Genomic DNA, 14,636 nt, shown 5'->3' with positions numbered 1-14,636 from the left:
CATCGAATAGACGCTTCGCACTCGCCATCCTACTGTGGCGGATATCCGCATAGTGCAGCGGCACTTATGCTTGGTCGCCATGGTGGGGATTGGAGAGTCCTGTGCTCTTGCCCTCCCTGGTCGCCTTTACCTTTATCTCTCGATAAAGGAAACTTCCAACAACCGTTATTGCAGTTGAACTTCCAACTGCAATAGCAGCATTATCATGTCCGGATATTGCAAGAAGATATGTACAATACATAGCAATAGAGAACGCTGAAAGTGCAAATATACGCTGCACCAGCGCATCGCAAAACTGAAACACTTGCGCTCTCAAGCGCATCTTTCTTTCAGCTTCAGAATTTTTCTCCGCCATCGACATAATTCTGTCCGGGAGGTCTTCTCTGACCTCCTTATACCCAGACATTTCTTCAGATGCGGGAATCGGTCCGGTGACGGTCTTTTGCGCAGCCATCATGATCGCGCCCGCCCCAGAAGGAAGGGGGCCATAGATCGGCGTCTGCGGTATATGAGCCGGATTAGTGATTGACGAGGGGATGGGAGACGCGTCCGATTTCGGCATCAATCTGATTCATCGAATGGCGCATTGATTCCCCCGTCGCCTTCCACGCCGATGATGTGATATCTTCGGCTGTTGAGACAGGGTAATCTCTCGCAGGGGCACCCAGATCAAGCAATTCATTGAATGCATTCAGGATTGAGCGCGCCGAAACTGATTTTAGCATTGCTTCCTCCGTCACCAATGGTTGCTATCCACATCAAGTTGGACATGGCACAGTTTTCCGTCAAGTGAACTCTGCCGTCTCAATTCGGTTGCCCCAAACGCACCTTCCTATTCGCTTCCATATCTCCCGTATCATCTGGCTTCAGCCATCCCTACTGCCGCCCCTTCGCCAGCCGCGCCGAGGCATCCTGCGCCTCGATGAACACATGCGTCACTTCCGGCACGGCGGCACGGATCTGTTCCTCGATCCGCGAAACCGTCTGCTCCACCTGCCCGGCGCTCAACCCGTTATCGAAATCCAGGCTCAGCGCCACCAGCACGTCCGACGGGCCGAAATGCATCGAGCGCATTTCGTTCAGCCCCAGCACGCCGGGTTCACGCAGGGCTAGCCCCCGAACCCTGGCCTGCGATTCCACCGCCATGCCCTCGCCGGTCAGCAGGGACTGGGTCTCCCGCGCCAGGAAGGCGGCGGTCACGGTCAGGATCACGCCGATCAGGATCGAGGCCACACCATCGAGCATCGGCAGATCCAGCGTTTCCGCCAGGATATTGCCCAGCAGCGCCACCCCAAGGCCACACAGCGCCGCCGTATCCTCGAACAGCACGGTAAACACGGTCGGGTCCTTGCTGTGGCGCACCGCCTCCAGCCAACCCCGCCGCCCCTTGCCGTTGCGGCGGAACGCCCGCAGCGCCGTCAGCCACACCGAGCCCTCGAACAGGATGGCCAGCGCCAGCACCACGTAATTGACGACGACATGATCCACCGGCTGGGGATGGCGAATACGGCTCACCCCCTCGATCACCGAGACCCCGGCCCCGAGCCCGAAGATCAGCAGCGCCACCACGAAGGTCCAGAAATACAGTTCCAGCCCGTAGCCGAACGGATGCAGGGCGGTGGCCGGCCGCGCGGCGCGGCGTAGCCCCACCAGCAGCAGCATCTGGTTGCCGGTATCGATCAGCGAATGGATCGCCTCGCTCAGCATCGCGGCGCTGCCGGTCATGAAAGCGGCAACGAATTTGACGACCGCGACCAGCAGGTTCCCCCCCAGGGCCGCATAGATGACGAAACGGGACGACGAGGGGGCCATTGATCACTCCGGACAACGGCCTCCTATAGACCGGATTCCGCCCGCGTCGAAGCGATCCGAAACGAAAACCAGCCCCCTCGAGCGGGCGGCAGTTGCGGGCGGATCGGCCAGCATCTTATAAAGAGCCGCTGACGATCCCCCTCGCGGATCGGACCAATGGATCGGCCGCCCGGCCGCATCCGCCTTCGCACGGAGTGTCAGGTGCGCACCACTGTCGTCCAGATGGCCCCCGGCTCCTCGCTGCCGGACAATATCGCCCAGGCACGCGACCTGATCGCGGCCGCCGTCGCCGCCGACCGGCCCGACCTGGTGGTGCTGCCCGAAATCTGGAGTTGCCTGGGCGGCACGGCAGAGGTGAAGTTCGCCAATGCCGAGGAACTGCCCAACCCCGGCGCCACGGCGGGCGCAGGCCCCCTCTACCGCTTTCTGTCCGAGACCGCGCGCACGCACGGCATCACGCTGCATGGCGGCTCGATCGGCCAGCGCCACGGCGACAGGCTGCTGAACACCAGCCTGGTCTTCGGCCCCGACGGGGTGGAGCGCGCGCGCTACAGCAAGATCCACCTGTTCGACATCACCACCCCCGGCGGCGAAGGCTACCGCGAGAGCGATACCTACGCGCCGGGCAGCGAGATCGTGACCGTCCCGGTCGGCGCGTTCACCGCCGGGCTGGCCATCTGCTACGACCTGCGCTTCGCCGAACTGTTCCTGGCCCTGCGCCGGCGCGGTGCGAACGTGATCGTGCTGCCCGCGGCCTTCACCGCCGAAACCGGCGAGGCCCATTGGTCCACGCTCCTGCGCGCCCGCGCAATCGAGACCCAATGCTCGGTCGTGGCCTGCGGCACCACCGGCACCCATATCGACGCGGGCGGCCATGCCCGCCGCACCTACGGCCACTCCATGATCATCGACCCATGGGGCACGATCGTCGCCCAGGCCTCGAACGGCACCGGCTGGGCCACGGCGGCCCTGAGCCTCGATAAGGTCGAACATGTCCGCGCCGGCATGCCCGTCCTCGCCCATCGTCGTCTGAATACGTGACGGCGCCACACCCGGCCATGACCGCGCGATGACCGAAGTTCACCCCCCCGCCTGGCCCCACAGTGGCGCCCCGCGTCGCCTGAGCTTCATCTCGGCACCCAACGAGCAGGCGCGCCGGACGCACGACGAACTGGTCGCGCGCTACGGCCAGTACGCACCACACGACGCCGATGCCGTCATCTGCCTGGGCGGCGACGGCTTCATGCTGGAAACCCTGCACAGCATGCTGGGCGAACCGATCCCGGTCTACGGAATCAATTGCGGATCGGTCGGGTTCCTGATGAACCCGTCCCTGCCCGACGACCTGCCGGCGCATCTGGCCCAAACACAGGCCGCGACGCTGCACCCATTGCGCATGTGCTCGATCGACCGGGCCGGCGTTGAGACAAAAGCCCTGGCCCTGAATGACGTGTTCCTGTTCCGCCAGACGCGTCAGGCCGCGAAGATCGAAATCGCGGTCGATGGCCGGGTCCGCATGCCCGAACTGATCTGCGACGGCGTGCTGGTCTCCACGCCCGCGGGGTCCACCGCGTATAATCTGTCCGCCCACGGCCCGATCGTCCCGCTCTCGGCCAACCTCCTGCCCCTGACGCCGATCAGCGCCTTCCGCCCCCGGCGCTGGCGCGGCGCGCTGCTGCCCTCCACCGCACGGGTAACGCTGACGATCCTGGAAAGCGAGAAACGCCCCGTCGCGGCTGTCGCCGACTTCACCGAAGTCCGCGACGTGGTGCGGGTCGAAATCGAGGAAGACCGCACGCTGCACGTCACGCTGCTGTTCGACGCGGGCCAGAGCCTGTCCGAACGGATTCTGGCGGAACAGTTCACGGTCTGACCCACAGTCCGGGGCAAACGCGCCCCTTGGAATGCGCACCAAGGCACGCCCACGTCGCAAACCGCTTATAAATCAGACGAAAACAAGTGTTGCTTCACAAAATGTAGTTGAGATTAATTATCATATGCATAATAGTGCGCCTCCTGAAACGGAGAGCGCAAGTGTCAGCCGAAACGCGACATTCCAGACCTATTTCCCTTGCCGTCGGTTTACTTCTGGCAACCACACCGGCCCTGGCGGCGGAAAGCAGCCAGCCCGTGCCGACCAGACAGGCGCCGGACGGCAACACGCCCGCCACTGGAGCGAAAACGACCGATACGAAATCCAGCCCGACAGAGGCCGAACAGATCGTCGTCAGCGCACGCCGCGCCGCGACCGTGGCCGCCTCGGCCACCAAGAGCGACACTCCGCTGATCGACACCGCCCAATCCGTCACCGTCGTCACCCGCAACGAAATGGACGTGCGTGGCGTGCTGAACCTCAACCAGGCCGTTCGGTACGCGGCGGGCATCACCCCGGACCTGCGCGGCGGCGTGGGCACGCGCTACGATCAGTTCCTGCTGCGCGGGTTCATGGTCCCGACCTTCCTCGACGGGCTGAAACTACAGGACAGCCCGACGGGTTACGCCGTCGCGCAGACCGACACCTCACGTCTCGACCGTCTTGAAATTCTCAAAGGCCCGGCATCGGCTTTGTATGGTCAGTCCAGTCCGGGCGGACTGGTCGCGCTCTCCAGCAAGCTGCCCACCAACCTGCGCTCCTATGGCGGCGTGGCCGCGACGGGCGGCATGTTCGATCTTTATCGCGTGGATGCCGATGTCGGCGGCTACGCGACGGATGACGGCCTCGTCCGCTACCGGCTCTACGGCACCGTCAACGGCCAGCACACCCAGCTTGCCAGAACGGGCAGCCGGCGCTTCTCGATCAGCCCGTCCTTCACCTTCGGCGGCGACGGGCCGACGACGCTGACGCTCCTGGGCAATTATCAGTACGACCCCGAGAACGGCACCTATGGCGGCGTCCCGCTGGTCGGCTCGCTCAGACGCGCATCGTTCGGCTACCTGCCACGCGATTTCTATGACGGCGACACGTCGTACGAGAAGTTCAACCGCCGCCAGGGCGCGATCACCTACATCTTCAACCACCAGTTCAACACGGACTGGAGCTTCACGTCCCGTGGCCGCTACGACGATATCATGACCGAATATCGCAGCGTGTACGACATGGGATATTACGACAACGAAGCCGTAGGTCTCCTGAGCCGCTCCGCGATCGCCACGAAGGAGCACGCGCACAACCTGGCCTTCGACAGCCAGTTCAAGGGCCACGTCCGGACCGGCCCCCTGCACCATACGATGATGTTCGGTTTCGACTACATGCAGCAGAGCGCCACGGAAATCGGACAATATGGCGCCGCCCCCAGCCTCGACGTCTTCCACCCCGACTACCACATGGTCATTCCCACCCCCGGCCCGTGGGTGAACTACCTGACGGATTCCCACCAGGCCGGCGCCTACGGTCAGGACGAAATCCACTGGGACCGCCTGATCCTGACCGGCAGCCTGCGTCACGACTGGTACCGTTCGAAGCAGACGGACAGGCAGTCGGGCAGCGGCACGACGCGGCAGAGCCCCGGCCAGATCACCTGGCGTGCCTCCGGCCTGTATCATTTCGATTTCGGCCTGGCGCCGTACATCAGCTATTCGACATCCTTCCAGCCGCAATCGGGGCTGGTCTCCGCCGATGGCGGGCGGACGCTCCACCAGGCCAGTCCATCGGTCGGCAAGCAGCTTGAAGGCGGCCTGAAATACCAGCTTCCCGGCACCTCGCTCCTGCTGACCGCCGCCGGCTTCCATATCGAACAGACGAACGTCCTCGTTTCCGTCGCCAACGCCGGCTATTCGGTCCAGAGCGGCCTGGTGCATTCCGACGGCTTCGAGTTCGAAGCCCACGCCGAAGCGTTCAAGAACCTGATGATCGACGCGGCCGTCAGCGTCCAGAAGGTCCATGACGACTCGACCGGCAAGCCGCTGATGCAGTCGGGCAAGGGCAATGCCTCGCTGTTCGCCTTCTACACGATGCCCTCCGGCCCGGTGAAAGGTCTCGGTTTCGGTGGCGGACTGCGCTACACGGCAAAATCCTATGGTGGAGAAGCCAATTACGGCAGCGTCTGGGTGCCGCAATACGCCGTTTTCGACGGATCCCTGCGCTACGACCTGTCGAATGCTTCCCGTTCGCTTCGTGGCTGGACGGCATCGGCCAGTGTCCGCAACCTCTTCGACACGAAGTTTGTCGCCAACTGTATGGCCTATGCATCCTATGGGCAGGCATTCTGTTACTACGGCGAACGCCGCAACGCCCAGGCCACCATTGGCTACACCTGGTAATGCCCGCCAGGCCGCCATGCGCATGGGCATGATCCTGCGCGTGGCGGTGGCCATCGTCGGCGGCTACGCCGTCGCGGCCCTGGCAGGGATCGCCCTCTCCCGGTGCCTGCCCTGGTCGCGCGCCGAAAACGTGACGGCCGGCATGCTGGCGGGGCTCCTGCTCTGGCCCGCCATGGTCATGACGGGCTTCGCGCTGCGCACGCTGCTGCATGTCTGCGCGGCCATCACCGGCATTGCCGCGTTGCTGGCCGCCCTGGCGCTGCTGGGCGGGTGGCGGCCATGAAGCCCACTTTCCGCACCGCGATGACGTGGCTGCACGACTGGACCGGCATCCTCACCGGCTGGGTTCTGCTGGCGATCGTACTCTCCGGCACGCTCAGCGTCTTCCGTCCCGAAATCACCGTCTGGATGCACCCCGAACTTGCCGGGCGCACCGCCGATCCGGTACAGGCCAGCGTCGCCGCCATCGACTGGCTGCACACCCACGCCCCCCATTCGCCCGCCTGGTATCTGACGGCGGCCGGCCCGCGCGCCCCCTTCACCTGGGCGGTATGGCAGCAGAGCGACGGACAGTTCGTCCAGCGCGCGCTGGACCCGTCATCAGGCGCCCCCAATACGATCCGCGACACGCTGGGCGGCGAGTTCTTCTACCGCTTTCACTTCGAACTCCAGCTTCCCTACCCGTTCGGCCGGCTGCTGGCCGCCATCGCCGCCCTGGCGCTGGTGCTGGCCCTGGTCACCGGCATCGTCGCCCACCGGCGCTTCTTCACCGATTTCTTCACGTTCCGCCCCCGCAAGGGGCAGAGAAGCTGGCTGGACGCCCATAACCTGCTGGGCGTGACCGTCCTGCCCTTCCACCTGATCATCGCGTTTTCAGGCGCCGTCACCCTGGCCACCCTGCTGCTGCCCTGGGGCATCCTCGCCGCCTATCCCGGCGCGCCGGCCCGGTTCGGGGACGATCTCTCCCCGGCGATGTCGGCACGACCGGCCGCCGGCACCCCCGGCACGCTGGCTCCGGTCGAACCGATCCTGCGCGACGCCGCCCGGCATTTCGGCCCCGACGGAATCGCCCAGATCTATGTCTACAATCCCGCCGACGCCGCCTCGACCATCATCGCCATCGGCGGCAACGGTACGCATGTCGGCTTCAACACCCATGTGCTGCGCTTCGACGGCACGACCGGGCGCCTGCTGGCCGATTATCGCGAGCACAGGCCGCTGATCTCGGCTTCCGCCGCGCTCTACGGGCTGCATGTCGCCCGGTTCGCGCCGCTGCCCACGCGCTGGCTCTATTTCATCTGCGGCCTGCTGCTGGCGGCCGTCATCGCCAGCGGCCTGCGCCTGCGCACCCTGCGCCGCCGCCGGCAGGGCAAGTCCACCGAAGCCGTCGAGCGGCTGAACGCAGGCATGATCGCCGGCACGCCCATCGCCTTCGCGGGCTATTTCCTGGCCAACCGCCTGCTGCCCGCCGCCCTGCCCGACCGTGCCGGGCACGAGGTCCAGGCCGTGTTCATCGTCTGGGGCCTGATGCTGGTGCTGGCCATCGCCCTCCCGTCCGCGCGAAGCTGGCGGGTCCTGTCCGGCCTGGCCATCCCGGCGCTGGCGGGCGTCGCCGCCTTCAGCGCCCCGTGGCTGACCGGCGTGGAGCAGGGCACGGCCGCCGTCGCCATCCTGCTGGCGGCCGGCTTCGCCTACGCCCTCAGTCGCCGGCCCCCGCCCTCCAGTCGGGCGAACTGACATGCCCATGGTTTCGATCCTGTGCGAACTGGCCGGGGCGCTGCTGCTGGCGGCCGGCAACGAACGGGGCAGCCGCGCATTGCTGCGGCGCCCCGTCCCCCCTGCCCCGCGCCGCCTGGCGCGGCTCACCGGCTTCGCCCTGCTGGGCACGGCCCTGTGGGGGCTGATCCGCGATGAAGGCAACCTGCTGTTCGCCCTGACCACATGGACCCTGTCCTGCGGATGGGCACTCCTCGCGGCCGCCCTGGCCTGCACGCTGCGGGACAGCGCCCCCGCCCGGCCCCATGCGCCCGGACGGGCGCGCGCCCGTCAGAACGCGACCGACACCGTGCCGTAGAAGCTCCGTGGCGTGGTCGGATAGGCCGTATAGCTGGTCGCATCGCCCGGCGAGAGGCTCGACCAGGTGCGGGCATCGGTCAGGTTGTAGATATTGAACTGAAATGTCAGCGCATTGACGCGCGGGATATTGTGAAACGTGTATTTCGTATTGAACCCCATGGTGAACCGGGCAGGCGCATAAAGCTGGTCGGTATAGGTACCATAGCGGATATCCATCCACTCGCCGTTCAGTTCGGCCTGGAACCAGCCATATCTGTAGCGCAGCACGAACTTGTCCGACCATTCGGGAATCCCCGCGACCCTATCTCCCCCGATCCGATAAAGAGTCGCACCGCTTATAAAATTATCATTGTAAACACTACGGATATACGAAACCGCATCATAGAGCCAGAAATGCTCGCCAAGACGCACGGTCAACGCCATATCCACCCCGTCGGTCGTGACACCGCCCAGGTTGGCAACCGTGCTGCCCACACCCGAGATCCCGGCATAGGGCGGGGTAATCCTGCCGATCCGGTCGGCGAAATCGACATGATAATACGCAATCTGCCCTGAAATTTCCTTCAGGATTCCGGCATCGAGCGGCCGCGCCGTACGCAGACCCACTTCATAGGTCCACGACGTTTCAGGATGCCCCTCCCTGCGGAACGCCTCGAACTCCTGCTGGGAACTCACGCCCCATGGCGACGCCCCGCCATATCCGTCTTCGGCGTAGGAATTCAGGTTCCTCTGGATATTGAAGAACATTTCCTCATATCTGGTAAAATCCCACACCGCGCCGACCGCCGGCAGAAACGGCTTGAACGAGGACAGCGTACCCCCGGCAACGGTATTCGTCTCCGAATCCAGCCCCCCGGCCCCGGCGGTCGCGGAAGACTGCGCCTGCGGCAGCGACGCAACGGGCAGCGTGCCGTTCGTATTCACATGCTCCAGTTTCATGCCGACCATAAGCCGCAGATTCGGCAGGACATGATACGTATCCTGCATGTGGTAGACGAACGTATCGGTATGGAAGACGTTGACGAACTGCGTAATCAGCGGATGTTTCGGCATGTCATAAGGCGAGAGCGTATCGGCCGCACCGAGCGGATACCAGAACCGCCCCTGCGCATTGTCATTGCGTTCGTACCAGATGCCGGCCTCGACATCATGCCGGCCCGCCCGGTAGTGGACGGTGCTGGTAATGCCACCGCGATTGTCGTTGTACTCGGTCGTGCGCACGGCAAAGCCGGTGCCGCCCGTCCGGTTCCAGACCACCGGATCGATGCCGCCATTCGCGTAAGTAAACTGGCCGTTCCGGATATAGTGTGAAGCCGTCGGGTCCAGATACGCCCCCAGGATGGTCAGGATGGCCGCACTGCGGATAGACGTGGCGACAAGACCGGCACCCCGGTCGTAATGATAGTAAAGCGTATGATCCCAACTGACCTGATCCGAAAATTTATGTGAAATATTCACATAAGCCAGATAATCCGTACGCTGCGCGGCCGAGAAGTAATATTGATTGTTCGGCGCCGAAGGGCTGGCGGCCGTTGACGACCGGGCAGGATAGTTCGCCATCGCGGCCCTCAGATCCGGATAGAACGCGCCGCGCGTGTAGGATTTCGCCGGATTGTCCAGCCAGTCGTTCGTGTTGATGCTGAGCCCCTGCGTATTCGGCTCCACCTTGTCCTGCCAGTCGAAATAGGCCGTCACCCTGGTCTTCTCGCCCTCATGGACGAATTTTCCGTTGACCTGGTATCCGCCCTGCCGGTTGGCTGACCCCAGGTTCCAGGGCTGCGCAACCTGCCGCGCAAAGGCGAAATAGGCGGCATTGCCCTCGCCGAAGCGGCCGGTATCCACCCGCGCGAAGGTGCGGAAGGTGGCAAAACTGCCGAATGTCTGCGTCAGGGTCGCACCGGCCCGCCGGGCGGGGGCGGATGTCTTGAAGGCGATGGTCCCGCCCAGATTGCTGGTGGACGCCGTGCCGAGCGCACCCGCGCCGGACGACAGCGACACGCTGGCGATATCCTCGCTGATCGCCGCGCGCTGCGAGGACAGGCCATTGTAATTGCCATAGGCCCCGGCCCCCAGAGGCACACCATCGAGCGTGTAGCCCAGTTGGGTCGTGGAAAACCCATGGACGTACATGCTCGCATTCTGCTCGTTATTCCCCCACGGATCGACATCGGTGAAGATCACGCCGGGCAGGATGCTCAGGGCCTGCATCGGGTTCTGTCCCGGCATCAGGTCCTGGATCTGTTCGCCGCCGACACGCATCACCGCGCGCGTCATCCGCTGCCCGGTCGCCACGATATCTTCCCGCACCGCCCTGGCATGGCGCGTCGGCCCCGAGGGCGCGCGCGCGGCCACGCCCCTTTCGATCATCAGCCCACCAGCGGGCGTCGCACGGAGGGTCAGGCCGCTACCCGCCAGCAGCCGGCGTGCCGCGTCCTGTAGCGTGTACTCCCCCTTCAGCGCGGGTGCCTGACGCCGGCCGACCACATCGGGCGCGAACATGACGTTCTGCCCGGCCTCTCGGCCAAGTTCCGTCAGGGCCTGGCCCAGGGGCTGACGCGCCATATCCACATGCAGCAGGCCAGACGGTGCGGCCACCGCATCAGGCCCGCCCGCCAGAAGGACAGACATCGTGGCGAAAAGAAGAAAGAGGCGCGCGCGGATAACGCCGTCTGCCATTGTTCCGGTCTGCCCCTCGTCACCCGGCCACCAGCGCGGCCCCGCAGCACAGACAACCCCGATGCCGAAAACTTTCAACGCCGCGAAAGGCTCTTCATAAAATCTTAACGAAACATCACCCCGCCCCGCTCACACCGGAACCAGCCGGTAGCAGGACGGATCGGCAACGACGCCCAGCGGCAGCAGGCGCGAGAGAATTTCGAGAAAATCCTGTTCCTTCCCGAAATTATAGATACCGCTCAACCGCATGCCGGCCAGACGGGGCGTCGAGAGGACGATCTTGCGCGTCGTATATCGGTTGACCTCGGCCACGATGTCGGCAAGCCGCCCGTTGCGAAACACCAGGTTGCCCCGCCGCCAGGCCAGAAGCTCGTCCAGATCCGGCCGATCGTGCTCCACCCGTCCGCCCGCGAAAACCCGCAGGCGCTCGCCCTGCCCCAGCCATGTCGCCCGCCCGGTCTGCGGCGCCTGCACCATGACCCTGCCGCTGACGGCGGTCACGCCGGCCGACACCGCGTCTTCGCGCACATCGGCCTCGGCGCGGGAAAAGAACCGCAGCACCAGCGGCCCGGCGCGGAAGGCGAACGGGTAGGCAGCCCGCCAGTCCACGAAAACCTGCCCGCCATCCAGCAGGCCCAGCCGCCGTGCGGGAATCAGCGTCACACGGCTGTCGGTATCCAGCCGGCACACCGCCCCCCCGTCGATCGCGAAACCGCGCGTCTCGCCCACCTGCGTCCGCAGGATGCGCCGCGCGTTCGCCGCGGGCGCCAGCGGCACGACCAGTCCGGCCACGCCACACACCGCGACCGCCATCGCCTGGCGCCGCGACAGGGCCGGCATGGCCAGGCGCCGCGCTGCCACCGCAGGCGGAACGGGCAAGCTGACGCCCGCGCCCATATCCCACAGATCGGTCAGACATTCGAACATCTGCGCATGGGCCGCATCGGCATGGAGCCAGTGCAGGAAACGCGCGCGATCGTCATCGGTGCAATCATCGGCATGGAGACGGGCAATCCAGAGCGCAGCATCGTCCCGAATGCGCCCGGCTTCAGAGCCGTCTTTCAATGCTCCATCCAAGATTGCAGAAAAATCAAAGCCTTGGCCATTTCCTTCTCGACCGTGCTTTCGGAAACGCCCAGCACGGAAGCAATCCGCCCGTATGGCATCTTTTCCACGCGATTCAGCACGAAAACCTGCCGCATCCGTTCGGGTAACTGCGCGCACCCGTCCTGGAAGCGGGCCATGCGCTCCCGCGCCGCGACAATCTGGTCCTGCAAGGGCGTGACATCGCCGGCCTGCCCGTCCAGGGCGGTCCAGTCCATCGGCTCCACCGGCGCCCCCTGCTCCCGCCGACGTGCGTTATGCGACAGGTTGACGGCGCTGCGCACGATATACGCCTCAGGATGCCGGACGCTGCCTTCGGGCCGTTCGATATAATTCAGCAGCGCGGTCTGAAGATGATCATCCGCATCGTCGCGTCGCGTGGCCGCCCGCACCCGCCGGGAGAGGCTCTGCCATGTTTCCTGACACAGGGACCAGTATTCCACCATCGACGCCGCGATTCTCACCTTGGAAAATTCGGGCATAAGTAATCACGGGGCGGGCGTCGCAATGTGAAGTTTTGATGAAACACCGCCGCCACTGTCGGCGCTCATGCCGCCCGGACGAAAGAGAGAACGCATCTCGATGCTCGTCGCACCGCAGGCCGCCATGAATTCCACGTCGTGCGACGAGAACAGGACCATCTTCTCCTCTCCCGCGCGACACAGCAGATCCGCCAGATAATCGCGCGCCTCCGGGTCCAGCCCGTTCGACGGCTCGTCCAGCAGCAGCACGGGCGGGCTGCCGATCCAGGCGGCGCACAGCAGCATCTTCCTGCGCGTCCCCAGCGACATGGCATCGAAGCGCGTCCGCAGGTGCCGCTCCAGACCGAACCCGTCGAGCATGGCACGCAGCCCGGCCCCGACCGCCACCCGCCGGGCGGCGGCAACGAAGCGCAGCAGGTCCTCCCCCGTCATGAACGGATAGACCGGGCTTTCATCCGGCACATATCCCAGCCGCCGCCTGGCCGCCTCCGGCGCCTGCGTCAGGTCGATCCCGTCGATCACGACCCGCCCCGCCTCAAGGGGCTGCGCACCGGCCAGCAGACGCAGCAGCGTCGATTTGCCGATCCCGTTCTCCCCTCGCAGGGCATGCACCCCCAGCCCGAGATCCAGCGCGATCCCGTCGAAGACCGTCCGCCCGCGCACGGCAGCCCGGAGCCCCGAGCAGGCCAGATGCCCCCCGCCCATCATCGTGACACCGCCGCCATCGCGGCGCCCGACCAGCCGGCGGCCAGCAGCAGGCTGAGGACCAGCCGATGGCGCCCGCCATGCAGCACCGGCCAGCGCAGCAGCACCAGCAGCGCCTGCCCCGCCACCGCCAGCCCGGCCAGAACCGCCAGCAGGCTCCCGCCCTGCCGCCCCTGCGGCCGAAGCAGGACCGCCAGCGGCACCAGATTGACCAGCATCAGGAACCCGGTATCGCGCAGCGGCCAGTAACGCGGGGGCAGAGGCAAGCTCGCCAGATACCCCGCCGCCGCCCGATGCGCCTCGGACAGGGTGCGGTAGAGGCCCGCCAGCAACAGGCCGATCACCGCCACGGCCACGATCAGGGTCGGCACGGCGCGGCTGTCGAAGTCGAACAGCGCCACCAGCCGCGCCACGCCGAAGGCCAGCGCAACCGCCGCCCCGATCCGCAAGACGGACAGGACCGGCCGATCCGCCAGAATCCCCCACTGCACCCGCACGGCCGGCGCCACGATCCCGGCACGATCGCGCACCACCGCCCGCCCGGCCCGCAGGCGGCGCCACCGTCCACCAGCCACCGCCAGGCGCTCGCCGAAGCCCGCCACGGCCACGGCACAGGCCAGCGCCGCGCCAGCCAGGCCCCAGCGCCCCGCCGCCGACGGGGCATCCAGCCCGGCAGCAAGAAGCAGGTCACCAATACCAACCCCACCGAGCACGACCAGCCGCCGGCTGAGGGCGGCATACTGAGCCACTCCCGCAAGACCCAGCACCACCAGAAAACAGCCAGCCAGATACATCCCCTCTGCCTGCGAGGCGATCCGCGCGGCGGCCAGTCCGGCCGCCAGCAGCAGGGGACCATTCGCCACCACCAGCATCGTGGCACCGACCCCGAGCCGGACATGGCGTGGCACCGGCAGGGTGGCCACATACCCCATGAACGCCCCGCCCAGCAGCGCCCGCCGCTGCGGCAGGACCCACAGCACGGCCACCAGGTCGATCACCACCGCCAGCAAGGCATGTCCCGCCATTCCCGGACCGGGCGCGACCGCCAGCCCCAGCAGTTCGGCAAATCTGAGAAACGGTGCGACGATCGGCGCCCCAGGTACCAGCAGCGTGGCCAGCAGCGCCCATTGCCAGTACCGGGCCAGCAGGTCGCGTCCCACCCGCGCGTACCAGTGCAGACGCAATCGTGCCAGACGACCATACATTCCGCTCTCCCCGATCCCCTCAGCCCGCCGGCCGGCATGGCACAATTGACCCACAATATCCGGCTTTCGCCATCATGCGCGTTCATGAAACGATGCGGGCGCAGACTGACAAAGCGAAAACTGTCGCCGGCTTCCAGCAGCATGTCCCGATCTTCGACGGTCAGCACGATCCGGTCCGCCAGCACCAGCCCGCCCCCCCCCCCCGGACCGATCACCGGCCTGCTCGAGAAACCGGAACGCATTAAAGCGCGGGCTCTGCCCGCACCCGCAAGGGGCCAGTCGGCCCCTTGACCCCCATACAAACGGTTTCCAAAGG

13 protein-coding genes and 1 pseudogene are annotated in these 14,636 nt (G+C 65.7%); 6 read left to right on the top strand and 8 right to left on the bottom strand.

The window, feature by feature from the left end:
* Positions 1 to 64 precede the first annotated feature (64 nt).
* Positions 65 to 457: a hypothetical protein gene (locus HLH25_RS17755; RefSeq protein WP_182975341.1), complete on the bottom strand. Its 393-nt coding sequence runs from the start codon at positions 455 to 457 to the stop codon at positions 65 to 67.
* A 419-nt stretch (positions 458 to 876) separates the two neighbouring features.
* Entirely contained in the window at positions 877 to 1,812 is a 936-nt protein-coding gene (locus tag HLH25_RS17750; protein WP_182975340.1) for a cation diffusion facilitator family transporter, read from the bottom strand.
* A gap of 201 nt (positions 1,813 to 2,013) precedes the next feature.
* Here HLH25_RS17750 and HLH25_RS17745 point away from each other — a divergent pair, with 201 nt between their 5' ends.
* From HLH25_RS17745 to HLH25_RS17720, 6 genes are all read left to right on the top strand, one after another.
* Positions 2,014 to 2,853, top strand: coding sequence for a carbon-nitrogen hydrolase family protein (locus HLH25_RS17745; RefSeq protein WP_182975339.1), 840 nt, complete (start codon positions 2,014 to 2,016; stop codon positions 2,851 to 2,853).
* A gap of 28 nt (positions 2,854 to 2,881) precedes the next feature.
* On the top strand, positions 2,882 to 3,685 hold the full coding sequence (locus tag HLH25_RS17740; RefSeq protein ID WP_182975338.1) for an NAD kinase: 804 nt from the start codon (positions 2,882 to 2,884) through the stop codon (positions 3,683 to 3,685).
* A gap of 257 nt (positions 3,686 to 3,942) precedes the next feature.
* Positions 3,943 to 6,072: a TonB-dependent siderophore receptor gene (locus tag HLH25_RS17735; protein ID WP_375288998.1), complete on the top strand. Its 2,130-nt coding sequence runs from the start codon at positions 3,943 to 3,945 to the stop codon at positions 6,070 to 6,072.
* Complete coding sequence (locus tag HLH25_RS17730) at positions 6,056 to 6,355, top strand: hypothetical protein (protein WP_182975337.1); 300 nt, start codon at positions 6,056 to 6,058, stop codon at positions 6,353 to 6,355. The genes HLH25_RS17735 and HLH25_RS17730 overlap by 17 nt, the downstream gene beginning before the upstream one ends.
* Complete coding sequence (locus tag HLH25_RS17725) at positions 6,352 to 7,809, top strand: PepSY-associated TM helix domain-containing protein (RefSeq protein WP_182975336.1); 1,458 nt, start codon at positions 6,352 to 6,354, stop codon at positions 7,807 to 7,809. Before HLH25_RS17730 ends, HLH25_RS17725 begins: the two co-directional genes overlap by 4 nt.
* A 1-nt stretch (position 7,810) precedes the next feature.
* Positions 7,811 to 8,146 (top strand): DUF3325 family protein, encoded by a 336-nt coding sequence (locus HLH25_RS17720; RefSeq protein ID WP_182975335.1) that lies wholly within the window; start codon positions 7,811 to 7,813, stop codon positions 8,144 to 8,146.
* Here HLH25_RS17720 and HLH25_RS17715 read toward each other — a convergent pair.
* The 6 genes and pseudogenes from HLH25_RS17715 to HLH25_RS20790 form a co-directional block, all read right to left on the bottom strand.
* The gene (locus HLH25_RS17715) at positions 8,119 to 10,824 is read right to left on the bottom strand and encodes a TonB-dependent receptor (protein ID WP_182975334.1); all 2,706 of its coding nucleotides are present in this window, start codon (positions 10,822 to 10,824) and stop codon (positions 8,119 to 8,121) included. The two genes, HLH25_RS17720 and HLH25_RS17715, sit on opposite strands and share 28 nt — an antisense overlap.
* 129 nt (positions 10,825 to 10,953) lie before the next feature.
* Positions 10,954 to 11,889 carry a FecR family protein gene (locus tag HLH25_RS17710; protein ID WP_182975333.1) on the bottom strand — a complete coding sequence of 312 codons (936 nt, stop codon included), beginning with the start codon at positions 11,887 to 11,889 and terminating at the stop codon, positions 10,954 to 10,956.
* Positions 11,886 to 12,410, bottom strand: a complete 525-nt coding sequence (locus tag HLH25_RS17705; protein WP_246402685.1) for an RNA polymerase sigma factor — start codon at positions 12,408 to 12,410, stop codon at positions 11,886 to 11,888. The genes HLH25_RS17710 and HLH25_RS17705 overlap by 4 nt, the downstream gene beginning before the upstream one ends.
* 6 nt (positions 12,411 to 12,416) lie before the next feature.
* The gene (locus tag HLH25_RS17700) at positions 12,417 to 13,118 is read right to left on the bottom strand and encodes an ABC transporter ATP-binding protein (RefSeq protein WP_182975332.1); all 702 of its coding nucleotides are present in this window, start codon (positions 13,116 to 13,118) and stop codon (positions 12,417 to 12,419) included.
* Complete coding sequence (locus HLH25_RS17695; RefSeq protein ID WP_182975331.1) at positions 13,115 to 14,320, bottom strand: hypothetical protein; 1,206 nt, start codon at positions 14,318 to 14,320, stop codon at positions 13,115 to 13,117. Before HLH25_RS17695 ends, HLH25_RS17700 begins: the two co-directional genes overlap by 4 nt.
* Before the next feature lie 59 nt (positions 14,321 to 14,379).
* Positions 14,380 to 14,562 (bottom strand): annotated as a pseudogene (locus HLH25_RS20790) (cupin domain-containing protein); the annotation flags it as partial.
* Between the last annotated feature and the right edge of the window lie 74 nt (positions 14,563 to 14,636).

Source organism: Gluconacetobacter dulcium, assembly GCF_014174165.1.
Lineage (GTDB): Bacteria > Pseudomonadota > Alphaproteobacteria > Acetobacterales > Acetobacteraceae > Gluconacetobacter > Gluconacetobacter dulcium.
This window is presented reverse-complemented; position numbering and strand designations above follow the sequence as displayed.

Coding starts and splice junctions, on each gene's coding strand:
- HLH25_RS17700 (WP_182975332.1), bottom strand. CDS start 13,118: ATGATGGGCGGGGGGCATCTGGCCTGCTCGGGGCTCCGGGCTGCCGTG.
- HLH25_RS17695 (WP_182975331.1), bottom strand. CDS start 14,320: ATGTATGGTCGTCTGGCACGATTGCGTCTGCACTGGTACGCGCGGGTG.
- HLH25_RS17715 (WP_182975334.1), bottom strand. CDS start 10,824: ATGGCAGACGGCGTTATCCGCGCGCGCCTCTTTCTTCTTTTCGCCACG.
- HLH25_RS17720 (WP_182975335.1), top strand. CDS start 7,811: ATGCCCATGGTTTCGATCCTGTGCGAACTGGCCGGGGCGCTGCTGCTG.
- HLH25_RS17705 (WP_246402685.1), bottom strand. CDS start 12,410: ATGCCCGAATTTTCCAAGGTGAGAATCGCGGCGTCGATGGTGGAATAC.
- HLH25_RS17750 (WP_182975340.1), bottom strand. CDS start 1,812: ATGGCCCCCTCGTCGTCCCGTTTCGTCATCTATGCGGCCCTGGGGGGG.
- HLH25_RS17725 (WP_182975336.1), top strand. CDS start 6,352: ATGAAGCCCACTTTCCGCACCGCGATGACGTGGCTGCACGACTGGACC.
- HLH25_RS17755 (WP_182975341.1), bottom strand. CDS start 457: ATGATGGCTGCGCAAAAGACCGTCACCGGACCGATTCCCGCATCTGAA.
- HLH25_RS17740 (WP_182975338.1), top strand. CDS start 2,882: ATGACCGAAGTTCACCCCCCCGCCTGGCCCCACAGTGGCGCCCCGCGT.